Origin of the sequence: Thiomicrorhabdus heinhorstiae, assembly GCF_013391765.2 — a bacterium.
Lineage (GTDB): Bacteria > Pseudomonadota > Gammaproteobacteria > Thiomicrospirales > Thiomicrospiraceae > Thiomicrorhabdus > Thiomicrorhabdus heinhorstiae.
In genome coordinates, this window is sequence record NZ_JACBGI020000007.1 from 83,156 (window position 1) to 98,582 (window position 15,427).

At 50.0% G+C, this 15,427-nt stretch carries 13 protein-coding genes; 5 read left to right on the forward strand and 8 right to left on the reverse strand.

What is annotated here, in order from left to right; all coding sequences use genetic code 11:
• Positions 1–8 precede the first annotated feature (8 nt).
• Positions 9–3,617, reverse strand: a complete 3,609-nt coding sequence (locus tag H8792_RS05775; protein WP_185977986.1) for a hydantoinase B/oxoprolinase family protein — start codon at positions 3,615–3,617, stop codon at positions 9–11.
• A 138-nt stretch (positions 3,618–3,755) separates the two neighbouring features.
• On the opposite strand from H8792_RS05775, the gene H8792_RS05780 reads away from it, so the two are divergent.
• The 5 genes from H8792_RS05780 to H8792_RS05800 all read left to right on the forward strand — a co-directional run bounded on the left by H8792_RS05780 (position 3,756) and on the right by H8792_RS05800 (position 7,965).
• Complete coding sequence (locus H8792_RS05780; RefSeq protein WP_185977987.1) at positions 3,756–4,682, forward strand: YihY family inner membrane protein; 927 nt, start codon at positions 3,756–3,758, stop codon at positions 4,680–4,682.
• Positions 4,679–5,653, forward strand: a complete 975-nt coding sequence (locus tag H8792_RS05785; protein WP_185977988.1) for a FecCD family ABC transporter permease — start codon at positions 4,679–4,681, stop codon at positions 5,651–5,653. The genes H8792_RS05780 and H8792_RS05785 overlap by 4 nt, the downstream gene beginning before the upstream one ends.
• A gap of 18 nt (positions 5,654–5,671) precedes the next feature.
• Positions 5,672–6,448, forward strand: a complete 777-nt coding sequence (locus H8792_RS05790) for an ATP-binding cassette domain-containing protein (RefSeq protein ID WP_185977989.1) — start codon at positions 5,672–5,674, stop codon at positions 6,446–6,448.
• A 162-nt stretch (positions 6,449–6,610) separates the two neighbouring features.
• Positions 6,611–7,129 (forward strand): sigma-70 family RNA polymerase sigma factor, encoded by a 519-nt coding sequence (locus H8792_RS05795; RefSeq protein WP_185977990.1) that lies wholly within the window; start codon positions 6,611–6,613, stop codon positions 7,127–7,129.
• Positions 7,126–7,965: a DUF3379 family protein gene (locus H8792_RS05800; protein WP_185977991.1), complete on the forward strand. Its 840-nt coding sequence runs from the start codon at positions 7,126–7,128 to the stop codon at positions 7,963–7,965. Before H8792_RS05795 ends, H8792_RS05800 begins: the two co-directional genes overlap by 4 nt.
• 4 nt (positions 7,966–7,969) lie before the next feature.
• Here H8792_RS05800 and H8792_RS05805 read toward each other — a convergent pair whose 3' ends face one another.
• The 7 genes from H8792_RS05805 to nrdB form a co-directional block, all read right to left on the reverse strand.
• The gene (locus H8792_RS05805) at positions 7,970–9,118 is read right to left on the reverse strand and encodes an HprK-related kinase B (RefSeq protein WP_185977992.1); all 1,149 of its coding nucleotides are present in this window, start codon (positions 9,116–9,118) and stop codon (positions 7,970–7,972) included.
• Positions 9,105–10,025, reverse strand: a complete 921-nt coding sequence (locus H8792_RS05810) for a GAK system ATP-grasp enzyme (protein WP_185977993.1) — start codon at positions 10,023–10,025, stop codon at positions 9,105–9,107. Before H8792_RS05810 ends, H8792_RS05805 begins: the two co-directional genes overlap by 14 nt.
• Positions 10,018–11,652, reverse strand: coding sequence for a phosphotransferase (locus H8792_RS05815; RefSeq protein WP_185977994.1), 1,635 nt, complete (start codon positions 11,650–11,652; stop codon positions 10,018–10,020). The genes H8792_RS05810 and H8792_RS05815 overlap by 8 nt, the downstream gene beginning before the upstream one ends.
• Positions 11,653–11,700: 48 nt before the next feature.
• The gene (locus H8792_RS05820; RefSeq protein ID WP_185977995.1) at positions 11,701–11,994 is read right to left on the reverse strand and encodes an amphi-Trp domain-containing protein; all 294 of its coding nucleotides are present in this window, start codon (positions 11,992–11,994) and stop codon (positions 11,701–11,703) included.
• 20 nt (positions 11,995–12,014) lie between these two features.
• The gene (locus H8792_RS05825) at positions 12,015–13,217 is read right to left on the reverse strand and encodes a metallophosphoesterase family protein (RefSeq protein ID WP_185977996.1); all 1,203 of its coding nucleotides are present in this window, start codon (positions 13,215–13,217) and stop codon (positions 12,015–12,017) included.
• A gap of 16 nt (positions 13,218–13,233) precedes the next feature.
• On the reverse strand, positions 13,234–13,929 hold the full coding sequence (locus H8792_RS05830) for a histidine phosphatase family protein (protein WP_185977997.1): 696 nt from the start codon (positions 13,927–13,929) through the stop codon (positions 13,234–13,236).
• 156 nt (positions 13,930–14,085) lie between these two features.
• Positions 14,086–15,219: a class Ia ribonucleoside-diphosphate reductase subunit beta gene (gene nrdB, locus H8792_RS05835; RefSeq protein ID WP_185977998.1), complete on the reverse strand. Its 1,134-nt coding sequence runs from the start codon at positions 15,217–15,219 to the stop codon at positions 14,086–14,088.
• Positions 15,220–15,427: the final 208 nt, after the last annotated feature.

A 15,427-nucleotide genomic window follows, 5' to 3' on the forward strand; every position in this document is an offset into this window, starting at 1 on the left:
AAAGCTTTCTAGGTTTTTTGATCTTTTTTTCCGTATCCGCCGCCGCCCGGCGTCACCATTCGGAAACGGTCGTGAATCTGCATCTGCAGTGTAACCGTACTCGGCAGGTTTTCTCCTTCAATGTAGCGGTTATCTTCATAACGAATATGTCGGTGATAACCGGTTTTTCCATTCTTGCCGCCGGCCATACCATAAGGTTCGACTAAGCGGTGGTTGCTTAAAACCGACAGGGTCATCGGCTGCAGAAATTCGAACTCGCGAATACAGCCGTTGCCGCCACGATGTTCGCCGTCACCGCCACTGTTTTTACGGATCTCGAACCGATGCAATCGCACAGGATAGCGGCTTTCGAAAATTTCCGGATCGGTCAGGCGCGAGTTAGTCATATGAGTGTGTACGGCATCGCAACCGTTATAGCCCGGACCGGCTCCGCTGCCGCCACAGAGGGTTTCGTAATATTGCCATTGCTCGTTACCGAAAGTCAGGTTATTCATTGTGCCTTGCGAGGCAGCCTGAATCTGTAATGCGGCGTACAGGCAGTCGGTAATAACCTGCGAGGTTTCGACGTTGCCGGCCACCACTGCCGCCGGATAATGCGGATTCAAAATACAGTCGTTCGGCATGCTGAACTCGACCGGGCGCAGAAAACCGTCATTTAACGGAATCGGCTGGTTAATCAAAGTTCTCAGTACATACAAAGTCGCTGCACGTGTGATCGCGAAAGGCGCATTAAAATTGTTACTCTGCTGTTTACTGGTTCCGACAAAATCCAAATGGATTTTTTGGCGCTCCAGATCGATTTCGACCTGGATGCATACTTGCGCACCTTGATCGGTTCGGTAGCAGAATTTTCCTTGGTTAAGATCCTTTAACAGCGCTTTTACCGCTTGTTCCGAGTGGTTCAATGCATGTTGCATATACTGGCTGACGGTTTCGGTGCCTTCCTGCTTGCATAGCTCAAGCAAGCCGTTGATTCCTTGCTGGTTGGCGGCGATTTGCGCGTGCAGGTCATTCAGATTTTGCGTCAGGTTTCTGACCGGATGGTCGGAGTTCAGCAGCGCACTGCGCACGCTTTCTCCCTGAAATTCCCCCTGCCGTACCACGGCAAGGCAATCCAATAAAATGCCTTCCTGTTCTATATGTGTGCTGTTGGCCGGCATGGAGCCCGGAGTGATGCCGCCGACATCGGCATGATGTCCGCGTGAAGCGACAAAGAAACGGCATTTGTCGGCAACGAATACAGGGGAGATCAGCGTGATATCCGGCAAATGCGTGCCGCCGGCGTAAGGGTTGTTAATCGCATATACATCGCCTGACTGAAGACCGTTGCCGATGCGTTGGATCAACGTTTTAACCGATTCACCCATCGAACCGAGATGTACCGGTACGTGCGGCGCATTGGCGATCAATTGTCCTTGCGAGTCGAACAGCGCACAGGAAAAATCCAGCCGCTCTTTAATATTGACCGAATGGGCACTTTTCGCCAGAGTCGCTCCCATCTGTTCGGCGATGGCCATAAAACGGTGATTGAATAGTGCCAGGCGAACCGCATCGGCTTCATTTTCAAGGCTGGCTTCTTTGTTCTGTGAGTTTGCTATCGCGACTTGCGGTTCGTGTATTAAATGCAGCTGAGCGCCCTCAATCACTTGTGCCGTCCAGTCGGGAGCTAGGAATAGCGTACCGGTGTCTTCCAAAATCAGTGCGGGACCTTGCAGGCGTTGCTGTCCGGCAAGTTGATTACGTCGATAGACCGGGATTTCTTGCCACTGGTTACCGATGTAGCAATTTTCCGAGGAGACGGCGGCGGCATCTTCTTCGACAGTTGTGGCCTCGACTTGGTGCTGCGGAGTTGCGGAAATGGCTTCGACACTGACACTGTTGATAACGATCGGCTGTGCACTGAGTTCGAAACCAAACTGACGAAGATGTTCGCGGCGGAAAGCTTGTGCAAGCTGAAGACCGGGAGTGTTGAGGTCGGCTTCAATGTCGATCAGCGTATCACTGCCTTGGTATTGCAGGTGCAAGCGGATTTGAGTGCTGGCTGCTTGTACGCCTTGCTCTGCCAGAGACTGATGCGCTTCTGAGATCTGTGTCTCAATATCACTGTGAATGTGCTCTATTTCTTGTAAATGACAATCATAAGCGCGGGTTTTAATCACCCGGCTCTGGGCCAGTCCCATTCCGAAAGCGGATAAGACTCCGGCAAATGGGTGGAGCAGGACCTGGCGTATACCGAGGCGCTCGGCTACCGCACAGGCATGTTGACCACCGGCACCACCGAAGCTGACCAGTGTATAGTGTTGTAAGTCATGGCCTTTTTGCGTGGAAATGGTTTTGACTGCATTCGCCATATTTTCGACGGCAATGTCCAGAGCGCCTAGGGCGGTCTCTTCCGGACTCAGGTCCAAGCGGTTTCCGAGCTCGGTAAAAGCGTCGATCAGACCGTCACGGTCCAGCGGTTGATCGGCATTCGGACCGAAGACTTTCGGAAAATGTTCCGCCTGAATCCGCCCGAGAAAGACATTGCAATCGGTTACCGTCAGAGGACCGCCGCGTCGATAACTTCGCGGTCCAGGCAGCGCTCCGGCCGAATGCGGGCCGACATGCAATTCACCGTGCATGTCTTCCAGTATCGAACCGCCACCGGCTGCGACGGTATGGATATCCAGCATCGGCACGCGAACCGGAAGGCTGTCAATTTCGCTATCGAAACTGCGTTCCAACTGGCCTGCATAATGAGAGACGTCGGTGGAGGTACCACCCATATCAAAGCCGATAATGCGCTGGTGTCCGGCTTGAGCTGCCGTCGTCACAGCGCCGATAATGCCTCCCGCCGGGCCGGACAGCAGAGCATCCTTGCCACTGAAGACTTCCGCCGAGGCCAGACCTCCGTGAGATTGCATAAATCGCAGATCGACCCCAGGAAGTTGCGAAGCTACCTGATCGACGTAACGTTTCAGGATAGGACTAAGGTAAGCATCCATTACGCAGGTACGGCCGCGAGCGATGTATTTAATCAAAGGCGAGCTTTCGGCCGAAGTGGATATTTGCGCAAAACCGACTTCTTTTGCCCAGGCCGCGATCTGCTGCTCATGCCGGGGATTAAGGTAGGCATGCAGCAGAACCACGGCAATTGCTTGATAGCCCTGCTGTTTAAGCGTTTGCAGCGCTGCGATGACTTCCGGTTTGTCGAGGGCTTCGATTTCCTTGCCGCTGGCATCCATTCGCCCGGAGATTTCGACACTGGTTTGATAGAGGGCTTCCGGCAATTGAATATCCAGAGCAAAGATGTCCGGGCGATTCTGATAGCCGATTTTAAGTGCGTCGGCAAAGCCGCGATGAGTGACAAGAGCGACCGCTTCGCCTTTACGTTCCAATAAAGCATTCGTGGCGACTGTGGTGCCCATTTTGACGCAGTCGATCCGTTCTACCGGGATTTTTTCTCCGGGAGCAACCTGCAAAAAATGTGCGATGCCGGCGACTGCCGCATCGTCATATTGCTCCGGATTGACCGAAAGAAGTTTGTGGGTATGCAGTTTGCCGTCAGGATCGCGGGCAACCAGATCGGTAAAGGTGCCACCTCGATCGACCCAGAATTGCCAAGTTTTTTGGGACATAAATCAACATCGTTTAGAATAGGAATGCCCGCTATTATAGCGAAATCTCGGCGAGATGCCTGGAACAGCGGGTACAAGGGAACAGCACAAGCGTGCGACAAGAAAAAGCGGCTACTTGGTAGCTTGAAGGAACAGCGCATGGCGATTCAGTCCAAACAGTCTTTGGCTTCTTTAAAAGTTTTACCGATCGTATTTTCCTGGCGCTTCTGGCTGAAGGTATTTGTCCGCTTCAGACAGCGCAACGGGACCGATGCGGTGTCGATTTTGGCGTATACAACCCTTATCGGGCTCGTACCGATGCTGGCAGTCATGCTGAGCCTGTTTTCGGTATCGCCGTTTTTCTCCGATTTTGAAGATCTGGTCATGGATCAGGTGGTGCACAATTTGATCCCCAGTTCTCAGCCGGTCATCGAAAATTATCTGTTGCAGTTTTCCCAGCAGGCGGTGCACTTAAAAGGTCCCGGATTGTTTGTGATGTTTATTACTACGCTGATGTTGTTGTGGAAGGTGGATGAAAAACTCAACGGTTTGTGGGTCGATCCGATTCGGCGCAAATGGTGGGTCAGTCTGTTGCATTATCTCGGTGTCAGTCTGCTGGGACCGATTCTGCTCGGCCTGAGTCTGGTGGTTAGCACTTCGGTGATGGCGATTCCTCTGCTGGCGGAAACGACACCATTGATCGAAAAGCTTATGTTCGGTATGAGCTTGTTGCATTTTGCTTTAGGTTTATTGGGTTTCGCGGCGCTATATAAATTTGTTTCGATTCCGTATGTACCGTTTCGGGTCGCTCTGGTAGCCGGGCTGATGGCGACACTGCAGATGGAGCTGTTGAAAAGCGGCTTTGCCTTGTATGTGAAATGGTTCCCGACTTACGATCTGATTTATGGCGCTTTTGCCGCCGTACCCCTGTTTCTTTTGTGGCTGTATCTGATCTGGTTTATTGTCATCTGGAACGGTGCAGTGGTGGCCACTCTGGTCACTTATCCGTCGTTAACATCGAGCTCCACTTCCGGAAAAGATGTTTCTCGTCCTGCGCAAGTCAAGGGCGACTCGGGTTCCGCATGAAGCCAAGTCGTGTTTATTGGTTTTTGAGCGTCGCTTTATTTGTCGCATCCTTGTTGCATGTCGCTTATGGAGCCGGTTGGTTGGTTTCGGCATCCTGGACTCCGCAGCAGAGTTTGATTTTTTGGGAACTTCGTTTGCCGCGTTTGCTGACAGCCTTAAGTGTCGGTGCCGGTCTGGCGATCGCCGGGGTCGCTTTACAGGCTCTGTTTCGCAATCCGTTGGCCGAGCCGGGATTGGTCGGAGTCTCGGCCGGTTCGGCGTTCGGTGCTGTGTTTATGATGGTTGTCGGCAGTTGGCTATGGCAGGAAATATCCTGGTGGCAAATTGGCGGCATGGCATTTTTCAGCGGCTTGGCGACCATCGGAGCGCTGTATTGGATTGCCACTCGCAACGGTCGCACCGATGTCGCTATGATGTTGTTGGCCGGGGTCGCATTCAATGCCATTTTCGGTGCTTCGACACAGTTTCTTATGACGGTTTCCGATGCCTTACAGCTACAGTCGGTCACTTTCTGGTTAATGGGTTCTCTGGCCAACCTTGCATGGCACTCGGTGTTGATATTGGCAGTGATAAGTTTGTTGGCTGCCTTCGGTCTGTTGGCACTGTTGAAACCGATGAATGCCTTTGTTTTGGGTGAGGAGACCTGTCTGCATATGGGTTATGATCCAAAGCACTTTAAATGGCGGGTGATGGTACTGAGTGCTTTAATCGTTGCCGCCAGTGTTGCGGCTGTCGGGGTGATCGGTTTTGTCGGTTTGGTGGTTCCGCATATGATTCGCCTACTGGTCGGAGCCGATCATCGCGCTGTTTTGCCTTTGAGCGCTTTTGGAGGTGCTCTGCTACTGGTTTTGGCCGATCTATTTGCCAAACAGCTTTTTGCTCCGGTTGAGCTACCGATCGGATTATTGATGGCGATGCTTGGCGGGCCGTTTTTCCTGTGGCTGTTAATGCAGAATCGACGAGCTGTATAGAGGCAAGAGGGGGACGACGTGTTTGAAATCAGACAACTGAGTTACACCTGTAACGGCCAAGTGCTATTGCAGCCGATGGATGTAAAACTGCGGTCTGGGCAGATTCATGTCTTGCTTGGCGAGAACGGTGCCGGAAAGTCGACTTTGTTGCGCTGTCTGAGCGGGGCTTTGCATACTATGCAGGGCGAGGTTCTATTAGATGGCAAGTTGCTTGCGGAATGGTCTTTGCCGGAGCTGGCGAAAAAACGTGCTCACTTGGGACAGCGACAGGAAAACGCTTTCGCTTTCAGCGTCCGGCAGTTGGTCGCATTAGGTCTTGAAGTGCAGGGGCCTGGAAAGCAGGACGACTCGCAGTTGCAGGAGATTTTGCACTGTTTTGATTTGCATGATTTAGCAGAGCGTTCGATTTCGACGCTTTCCGGAGGGGAGCTGCAAAGAGCGCATTTTGCCAGAACAATAGCGCAGATCTGGCCGACGGAATCGCATGGCGAGCAGCGTTTTTCCGGAAAATGGTTATTACTTGACGAATGGTATGCCGGACTCGATTTAAAGCACCAGATATCCTTATTGCGCAAAATGAAACAGTGGTGTCACGAGGGCTTGAGCATTGTGATGGTTGTGCATGATCTGCATCTTGCTCAGGCGTTGGCTGATCGGTGCCTGCTATTGAAAAACGGCGAATTGCTGTTTTACGGCTCGGCCCAAGAAGCTCTGCAGCCGGATCGTTTAAGACAGCTGTTGGAAGTCGAGGTGCATGTCGACAATGAACAGGGGTATTTGCGGGTCGATTTTTAAACCGGGTAGTCGCATGAGGAATGGTGGCCGTTCTATTAAAAATTTTTTGAATAAGGGTGAAATATTTTTCAATGAGTTCGGTCCTAATTGTTAACTATACTTAATCTTCGTTTGATTTTGTGTTGATTGGCCTTGGAAGCCGCTCCCCGGAAAAGGATCGATATGCGACATAAACACCGTTTTTTCGAACAGCTGGTCTCGGCCTATGCCAACGATCTGTATCGTTACGCCTATTGGCTGTGTAAAAACGTTACGGTTGCCGAGGACTTGGTGCAGGAGACTTTTTCTCGGGCATGGAAAGCTTTGGAAAGCCTGCAGGATGAAAAGGCGGCCAAAGCGTGGCTGTTAACGATTCTGAGGCGTGAACACGCTCGTTTGTATGAGAAATATCAGCCGCAGTTGCTGGAAATGGACGAATCGATTGCGATGGAAGATCCCGAGCACGATCCGCAAATGAATACCGAACGTCAGCAATTGTATCAGGCGATGCTGCAATTACCCGAGGAGTACAAAGAGCCTTTGATGTTACAAGTGATTTGGGGATTGAACGGTCAGGAGATAGCCGAGCAGTTGGATTTGAAACTGGCGACGGTCAATACTCGCCTGTTTCGCGCCAGACAGCAGCTAAAACAGCTGTGGGATGGTGGTAGTGCAACCGAATCCCGGGAGGTGGTGCGATGAATGAATTGAAGTTCCGTCAAAAATTGCTTAGCGATCCGAATTCTCTGGATGAGGATATGCTGGCGTTTTTGGCCCGGCATCCCGAGCAGGCGCAGAGTGTCAAACGTGCGCGCCAGTTCGATCAGATTCTCGAAGAGATATTTGACGTCGAGCCGCCGGAAGGCCTGAAAGAGCGCATTCTGCTTAAGAATAGCTATGAGCGCGTTGAGGAAGAGAAGGTGGCGGAGGATTCTGAAGTTGCCGAATCTTCGACGAATAGCGGTGGTTCCGCTGCGATTCCTGCACCGAAAAGAGTAACGGTGATTCCAGCGCCGGATACGGAATCCAAACTGGTTTCTTCCTGGTTTCGCATGCCGTCGCTGATGGCGGCAAGCGTATTCGCTCTTGCCCTGCTGTTCAGTGGTTCCTGGTATTATTCCTATCAGCACAGAACTCTGGATGGACAGGATTATATCGCGCATATTATCAAGCATATCGAGGCCGATCCCGAACTGATGACTGCCTATAAAGTGCCGGAAACCCCGCACGAGATGCAATCACTGTTCGCCAAAGTCGGAGCGCAGTTGCAGAAGCCGATCGAAAGTATGAGCTACGCCGGCGAGTGCGATGTCGAAGGCCAGAAAGGGTTGCATATCGTCATGCAGGATAAGGAAGGACCTGTAACGATTATCGTTATGCCGGGTAACCGTTTAACCGCGATGGAGGCTTTCCAGGCGAGCGGCTATCACGGTGAGCTGATCCCTGTTAAAGGGGGCGTAGTGGCGATTGTTGCCAATTCGATGGAACAGATCGCGTTGGCGCAGATGCGTTTCTTCCAAGCGGTGCGCTTTGTGTAGGGTTTTACAGCGGTTGAGTTTCAACCGCTTGTAAAACCAGGTGTTGAGCGGCGTCAAAATCGATATGACCGCTCAGCTCCATGACTCGGCAATTTTGTAGCAGCTGCAGATAAGCGTCCATTTCAGGCAGCGTTCCGTTTTTCAGAAAGCCTTCATTGTCGGCATAGAAAGGACCGGGTGTTTTCATCACCGCCGAGATCAGGTCTTTTCTCTGGCGAATATCTACTTCGTTTAATTCGGTCGGTAAATTCGGGTCCAATTGCCAATTCAATATTACCAGCATATCCAGCTTCGCTTCCTGCAGGAAACAACCCGCACCGAATAGGCGATCGACGTCGGCATCGAATTTCTGTTCCAGATAACGCAACTCTTCACTATCCATCTGCAAAAATTCCTCACGTTCCCGAGCGCTTAGTAGCGGATGCAGTTTAGGATTATGCACGATGGTTCCCGGATTGATACGCGGTTGTTTGGGAATGCCGCGCATGAGGATAGAGTTTCCTTCCTGTTGGAGAAGCAAACGGTCATTACTGATAAAGCGACTTTGGTGTGCTTCCTGGGCCAGTAGATGTAGCATCAGTGTAGATTTTCCACCGCCCGACAGGCCGGCGAAGGTGATGCCGACTCCATCCAGTTGCATTCCAGAAGTGTGTGCCAATAGCCAACCGTTACGCAGATGATGATTGAGGTATTGGGTAAGAATAAAATTCACGATCTGGTTTGGGTGTTTCTCGGCATCGCCGAAAGAGGCGGCATGCAAAGTGTGCTGATTGGGCATCGGTTGCAGGAACAACATGCCGGTTTTGACTTTTTGCAGAAATCGAACGGGCTGACCAAGATGCTCAATATCATAGATGGCATCTTTCCGTCCGGTTTTACCGGCTTCTCTCTGCCAGTCTTCCCAAGGATAATGTTGAATAAAGGATTCTGCTTCCGACACTTGGTAGATATGGATTTTTGGCACTTGTCCCTGAGATGAACCTGATTGGATTGTTTCCGCTAGATCGCCAAAATAGTCGTCGAGAATCTCCAGAACACGCTTTGAAGTACTGTATAGCTCGATCGGATAGGCCAGCAGATTTAAACGCAACCCTTGAGATTGCAGGGGATGGGCCAGCTTAATTTGTAGCAATAAGGCTTCAAGATACTGCATCTAATTCCCCATTGCGATCTTTCAGTAGCAGATTAATTACATAGTCTGTATAGCGGCTGGCCATATTGATTTCGAGACCTTCCTGCGCGCCTTTGAAACCGCCGAAAGCGGATACCTCAAAACAGATATAGCCGTCTTCGGTTTCCGCGACATCGACAGTGGTATAGGCAAGATCAAATTGCGCCTGGGCTTTGCGGGCCATTTCAATGACGTCGTCCGGTGGGTAGACGGCAGCATATTTCCCGCCAGAATGAATGGTCGTATTCCAGCTTGAACCGTCGCCGATTCGGGCGTAAGCGCCTTGGTACTCGCCGCCCAGAAAGACCAGCCCCATGTCATGTCCGGGAAGCTGGACTTTTTGTTGAATATATAAGAAACCGTGCTTCTCTTTATAGGCTTTCAACTGTTTCTGAAGAGTCTTTTTGTCCGTCGAACTATCGAGTACTTCCATGCCACGTGCTTTCGTTGAAAAAAGCGGTTTAAGAACGACACTGCCAAACCGATGTACAGCATCATAAGCTGCGGAAACGTCTTCGGTAATCAGCGTTTTCGGCATCGGGATATTGGCCTTTGCCAGAGAAACCGTACAGCTCATACGATCGACTAAGCGTAAAATTTCTGCCGGATTGGAGTAGATCTTTACACCGCAGCATTCAACAAAACGCAGAATTTCCAAGCGGTCTAAAACCTGAGGGCTATAGTCTTGGGATATTTTCTTAATAATAATTCCGTCCAATTTGCACAGACACTGGTCTTGATACAGCACTTCCGGAATCGACAGGTCGGCGACGACTTTTTCGATATCGATGACCAGGCGGAAACCTGTACGTTTTTCGATTTCGTCGGCGAGGACTTCTGTGGACCACTTGCCGGGAATGCCAACGACGCCAATTTTTAGATCAGTCATGGAAAATTTCCTTTGGAATCATATAGTTTTTTCGTTGAGTCTTATCGAGTTGAATCAGTTGTTCGATCAGGAAGCGGCCTTTGTGGTGCATCGATTTGGCGTGTTCCTGATCAAGAACGAAACGGGTCGAAGTTAAAAACGATCTCGCCAGTCCCAATGCCATGCGAATTTCGTAATCGCGATCACGTATCTGTTCGGCGTAGTCGTGGCCGAAATCGTAAATCGCTTCCATCGAGCGCGCGATGCGTTTGCGGGTATCCGGATCGAAATAGGTCAGGCGATAGAAAGAAACAATCAGTACCGACAGGTCCTGCACGTAATCCATATACTCGGAGCGGTGCAAATCAATGAAGCTGATCTGATCGGTTAAAGCATCATAGATAATATTGTCAGTATTGAAATCGCCGTGGATATAGACCGCATTTGGCACTTGCAAGTCACGTTCGATTTTTTCGGCTTCTTCGACCAGCTTTTCCAACGATGGTTGTTTGACGTTACCGATCTGTAAACCTTTTAAATTAAAGTTCGGGTGAACATCGTAGATGGAACCAAGACGCTTATTCAGCTGACGCATAAAATCGGCGGAACGCGGTTCTTTGATACGCGTCGTTTGCCAGATGTCCAGCAAGGTATTGAACAGGGTGTTGAGGCCTTTTTTCAAATGCTTGTTATCTTTTTCGAGAAGCAGTTTGTCAAAGGTCTGTCCTGTCAGATATTCAAACAGCAAAGAAGCCTTGTCGCCCTGTTTCTGATAAGAATAGACTTCCGGAGCGATACCGGGAAATTTCTGATGCCAGCTTTCGATACCGGCTTTCTCTTCCTGCAGCTTGCGTTTTTTGCCTTCCTTGAAAATCGCTAGAATCGAGTGTTCGGCTTCCGAAGCGGTTCCGACGCCGGAAATAGTGCAGCCGGACTTGGTTTCGCCCATAGAGTGGATTTTAAGATCGTTTTGCGATAGCTGGTGATCGAGTTCGGAAAGGCTGGCTTCGAGCGCCTGATAACGGTCGATCTGGATAAACTGTCCGACATTGGCGGAAATAATCCCTTCACCGACCCTCAGCAAGGCCTGACCCATAATCGAAACGTCTTTAAGAATAAAACTGGCCTGTAGTAGCGCTTCGGTTTGCTGGCCGGTTTTCAGGCTTTTTTTGTATTTATCCAGCTGCTGATCGCAGGTCTTGTCGATGCGCACTTGCAGGCGACAGATGTCGATCGCCAATCCGAGGCTTTCGCTTTCAATCGCGGCACTGATAAGCGACAGGCCTTTATTCAGGGAGTCAAATGCCTGATAGACCGGCTTTTTCTGAATCAGCTTCAAGCTCTTCATCTGCTTAAGTTGGTAAGTCAGCTCCTGCAGGCGGCTGGACAGGGCTTTCAAGCTGGTACTGATGTGTTCGTAGCATTGGATATTCAGGCGTTCATTGCGGCAGCTATCCGCACAGTAGGTCGCACCGGCACGGTTCAGCAGGTTGATATGGGCGTTTTCGATATAGTCGATGCGTTCCAGACTTTTGTCGAACAGGGTTGGGTCTTCGCGTTCCAGGCCGTCCTGTATCGTCTGCAACTGTTTCTGGATGTCCAGAATCAGGAAACGTAAAGCTTCGTAAAGCGGAGGTAAGATTTTCATACGACTCTCAAGGTATTTTTTAAGGGTGGCTTCAAGTGCAAAGTATCGCTATTTCGACTTGGAGGCTTTTTTGGCCTTAATGAATAATGGAGCGTTTTTATCCGAATCGGCTTCGTAGTTGGACCAGCTCAGGCGCAGGCGCAGTTCGCTGTTTTTCTTGCTGTTGGTCGCTTTGATTCTAAGAAGACTGATTTTTCCCGGTTTAAGAAGCAGAGTCTCTTCTTCGTCGGAGAGAAGGATTTCACCTTTCTCAATGCCCTCTGTCAGAGCTTTGAGGTAGCTGATAATGGCATCCTTATCCTGTAGGGATTCGTGCTCGAAATATTGATTATTCTTTGCCATAACTCTCTCCCGACGGATGGTCAGGCGCTTAAGCGCCCTGGGTGAAACGATTTCGCGGTCGGCATGTCGCAGCAATAAGCGAAAACCGTCCCCGAAGAGGAAAATATTGTAACAGCTTCGCCGTGCGGTTTCATTTTGGATTTTTTTCGACAATTCGAGTTCAGCTGGGTGTCGCACTCGAAGTTCAACAAGCCTTCGCGCACAAATAATTGCTGGCCGTTTTCATGGCTGCGATGACCGTTCACCAAAGCAAAGATGCCCTGCTGTCTAAGGGTCTCTGCCCCCATAGAACTAAACGGCCAATCTTTGTCGCGGTACTTGGTGCGGAAAATATTTCCGTAAGGGCTGTAATACATTTCGAAGATCTGCCCGCTTCGCATCTGATTGCGGAACTGTTCGTTCAAACTGTCGCTGCCGTTTTCCTGCATGCAAAGGGCGATGGAATCATCGACACCGGCGTGACAGAAAAGGTAGCTGCCGCTGTGATGCAGGAGTTGCAGATTCTGGAAGAACCAGGCGAATTCGCCGTCGGAATCGACAAAAAGTTGCTTCGCTTTCAAAGCCGCATGGTAAACCTGATTCAGGTTTAAGCCTTTTTCGTGGCAGGCCTGCATAAAGTCGATGCGTTTGCTGCGGATCTGTTTAATCTCTTTTTCGATCTGTTTGCGCTTCATAAAGTATTGTGCATATTGCGGAAACAGACGATACCAATCTTCGTTCGGGAAAAGTGCTTCTTCGATCAGACTGTCTGCCAGCTTAGGCGCTTCTTCATGCACACAGTAGCGATGATAAACCTCGGCGAGGAACGTGGCGCACTTGCGGCCCATGCGAACAAAGAAATGCGCCTGACGCAAATCGTGCATAAAATCCAGAGCCAGAAGACCGGCGTAAACACGGATGTCATGATTACCCGCCAAAAGAATCAGATCCAGTCCGGCTTCACGCAGGTGATTCAATAGTTCGAACAGCTGTAAATTACTCGGACCTTTATCGAAGCAGTCGCCGCCGATCAGAATTCGTCCTTGAAAGGCTTTATCGGTCAGCTGGACTTGATCCAGTTCGCTTGATTCCGTGATCAGACCGCTAAGTTTTAATGAACGCAAAAACGCTCCGGCATCGGCATGCAGATCGCAGAAGAAGTAGGTTTCCTTATCCGGCGAAAGCCAGGCTTGCGGAATGATTTCAAACGGTTTTTCGGGTTGCCAGTCGATTACTGATTGCATGGCAGTCTCCTTAAAATTAATCGATTAACGGCGAATATTTCGCCTTGTCACGTCGTTTCCAGTCGCCGCTGTGCAGGCGTAATCCGGTCTGTTGCCATTCAAAGAACAGCGGTTCGGCGTGATACATGGAATACAGTGGAATTTCTTCTGGTTGCAAAATGCCCATTCTTTGCGCCGCATGGCGGAAAGAAGCGCCGTGTCCGCATACAATCCATAAGGTCGGCACCGTAATTTGCGCCTGCAGTTCGAAACAGCGTTGCTGCAAATATTCGGCGACTCGCTGGCCGGCCTGGTTCAGGGATTCGGCGAAAGGGCATGGCAGACGATAGTCGCTGTCCGACTTCCAGTTTGCCGGCGGTTGCGCAAAGCGCGGGTCTTGTTGCAATGCGGCTTCGATTTCCATCACCGTCATATTGGCAAAACTGCCGACACAGCGCTCATTGAGGCTCGCGTCACTGGCGACAGAAAATTCTTCGCCAAGCTGCCCGGCGATAATGGAAGCCGTCTGCCAGGCTCTCAATAAAGACGAAGCCTGAACCGAAGCATGGATATCGAGTCCGTGTTCATCGGCAAAGGCGCGCAACTTGGTTGCCGCGCTACGACACGGTTTTTCGCCTTGTTCGGTTAATGCAAAAGGTTGCCAGGCGCTTGGGGTGTCGTGTTTCTGTAAATAGTCGCCATGGCGCAAAAAGGCCAGATAGAGTTTGTTCATCCGGCCTATGGTAGAAAGCAAAGATGAAATGCGTTTAATGCTTTTTTGAAGTTTTTATGACGATGAGTCGAAAGGGATTGAGCCGAAAAAATAAAGCCGGAAAGAACTCCGGCTTTACTGGAAAGAGTTTATTTATAACGAAGTGGTAAGAAGAAATTACAGATCGAAATCGCTGAAATCTTCAGCGCCGACTTTGGAGTCAACCTGGCCGACAAGATATGAGCTGATTTCCGATTCCTGCGGAGCAACCTGAACGTTATCGCTTACCAGCCAGTTGTTCATCCACGGTAATGGATTAGAGCGGTTTTCAAAAATCGGGTCGAAACGCAAGGCTTTCAAGCGGACGTTGGTGATGTATTCGACATAATCTTTCAGAATGCTGGCGTTCAAACCGATCATCGAACCGTCTTTAAACAGATATTCGGCCCATTGTTTTTCCTGTTCGGCTGCTTCGCGGAAGATATTGATTGCCGCTTCCTTGTTTTCGCGCGCGATTTCCGCCAGTTCAGGATCGTCTTTGCCTTCCGCCATCAAGTTCAGCATGTTTTGCGTGCCGGACAAATGTAAGGCTTCGTCGCGGGCGATCAGTTTGATGACCTTGGCGTTACCTTCCATCAGCGAGCGTTCGGCAAATGAGAAGCTGCAGGCGAAGGAAACATAGAAACGGATCGCTTCCAATACGTTTACCGAAACCACTGTTAGGTAAAGTGCGGTTTTGATTTTTTTACGGAACTCGTCGTCTTTATCAAGATCGATCTCGTTGGCATACATGTAATTGGTCAGAGCGATCAGTTCGTCGTAGTGCTCGGTCACACTGATAGCACGCTTGGTAATCTCTTCATTCGTGACGATGTCGTCGAATACCAGTGAAGGGTTGGCAACGATATTACGAATGATGTGCGTATAAGAGCGGCTGTGAATGGTTTCCGAAAAAGCCCAGGTTTCGATCCAGGTTTCCAACTCAGGGATAGAGACCAAAGGCAATAGGGCCACGTTAGGCGAACGACCTTGTACCGAATCCAGAAGGGTTTGGTATTTCAGGTTACTGATGAAAATGTGCTGTTCGTTGGCCGGCAGGTCGGAATATTCGGTGCGATCTGTCGACAAATCAACCTCTTCCGGACGCCAGAAGAAACTCAGCTGCTTTTCGATCAGTTTTTCGAAAAACGGGTACTTCTGTTGGTCGTAGCGGGCAACATTGACGTTTTGTCCGAAGAACATCGGCTCTTTCATCGCGTCGTTGTTGGCTCGGCAAAATGTGGAATAGGTATGTTTTTCCTGGCAACTCATTGAAGACAATCCTCGCTTAATATTAAAAGCAGCCTTTCAGCTTTCGCGCTCTCTCATCTATGCAGAGTTCGCGCGAATCTCCTTTATTTATTCAGCTATCGCGCAAAGGTCTCTAAAAAAGAGATCGACCGAGTTAGGGTATAGCGCCCGAATAGATTTAGCTTTTCTAATAAATTTCCCTGTTTTTGATAGGTTATTTATATTAACA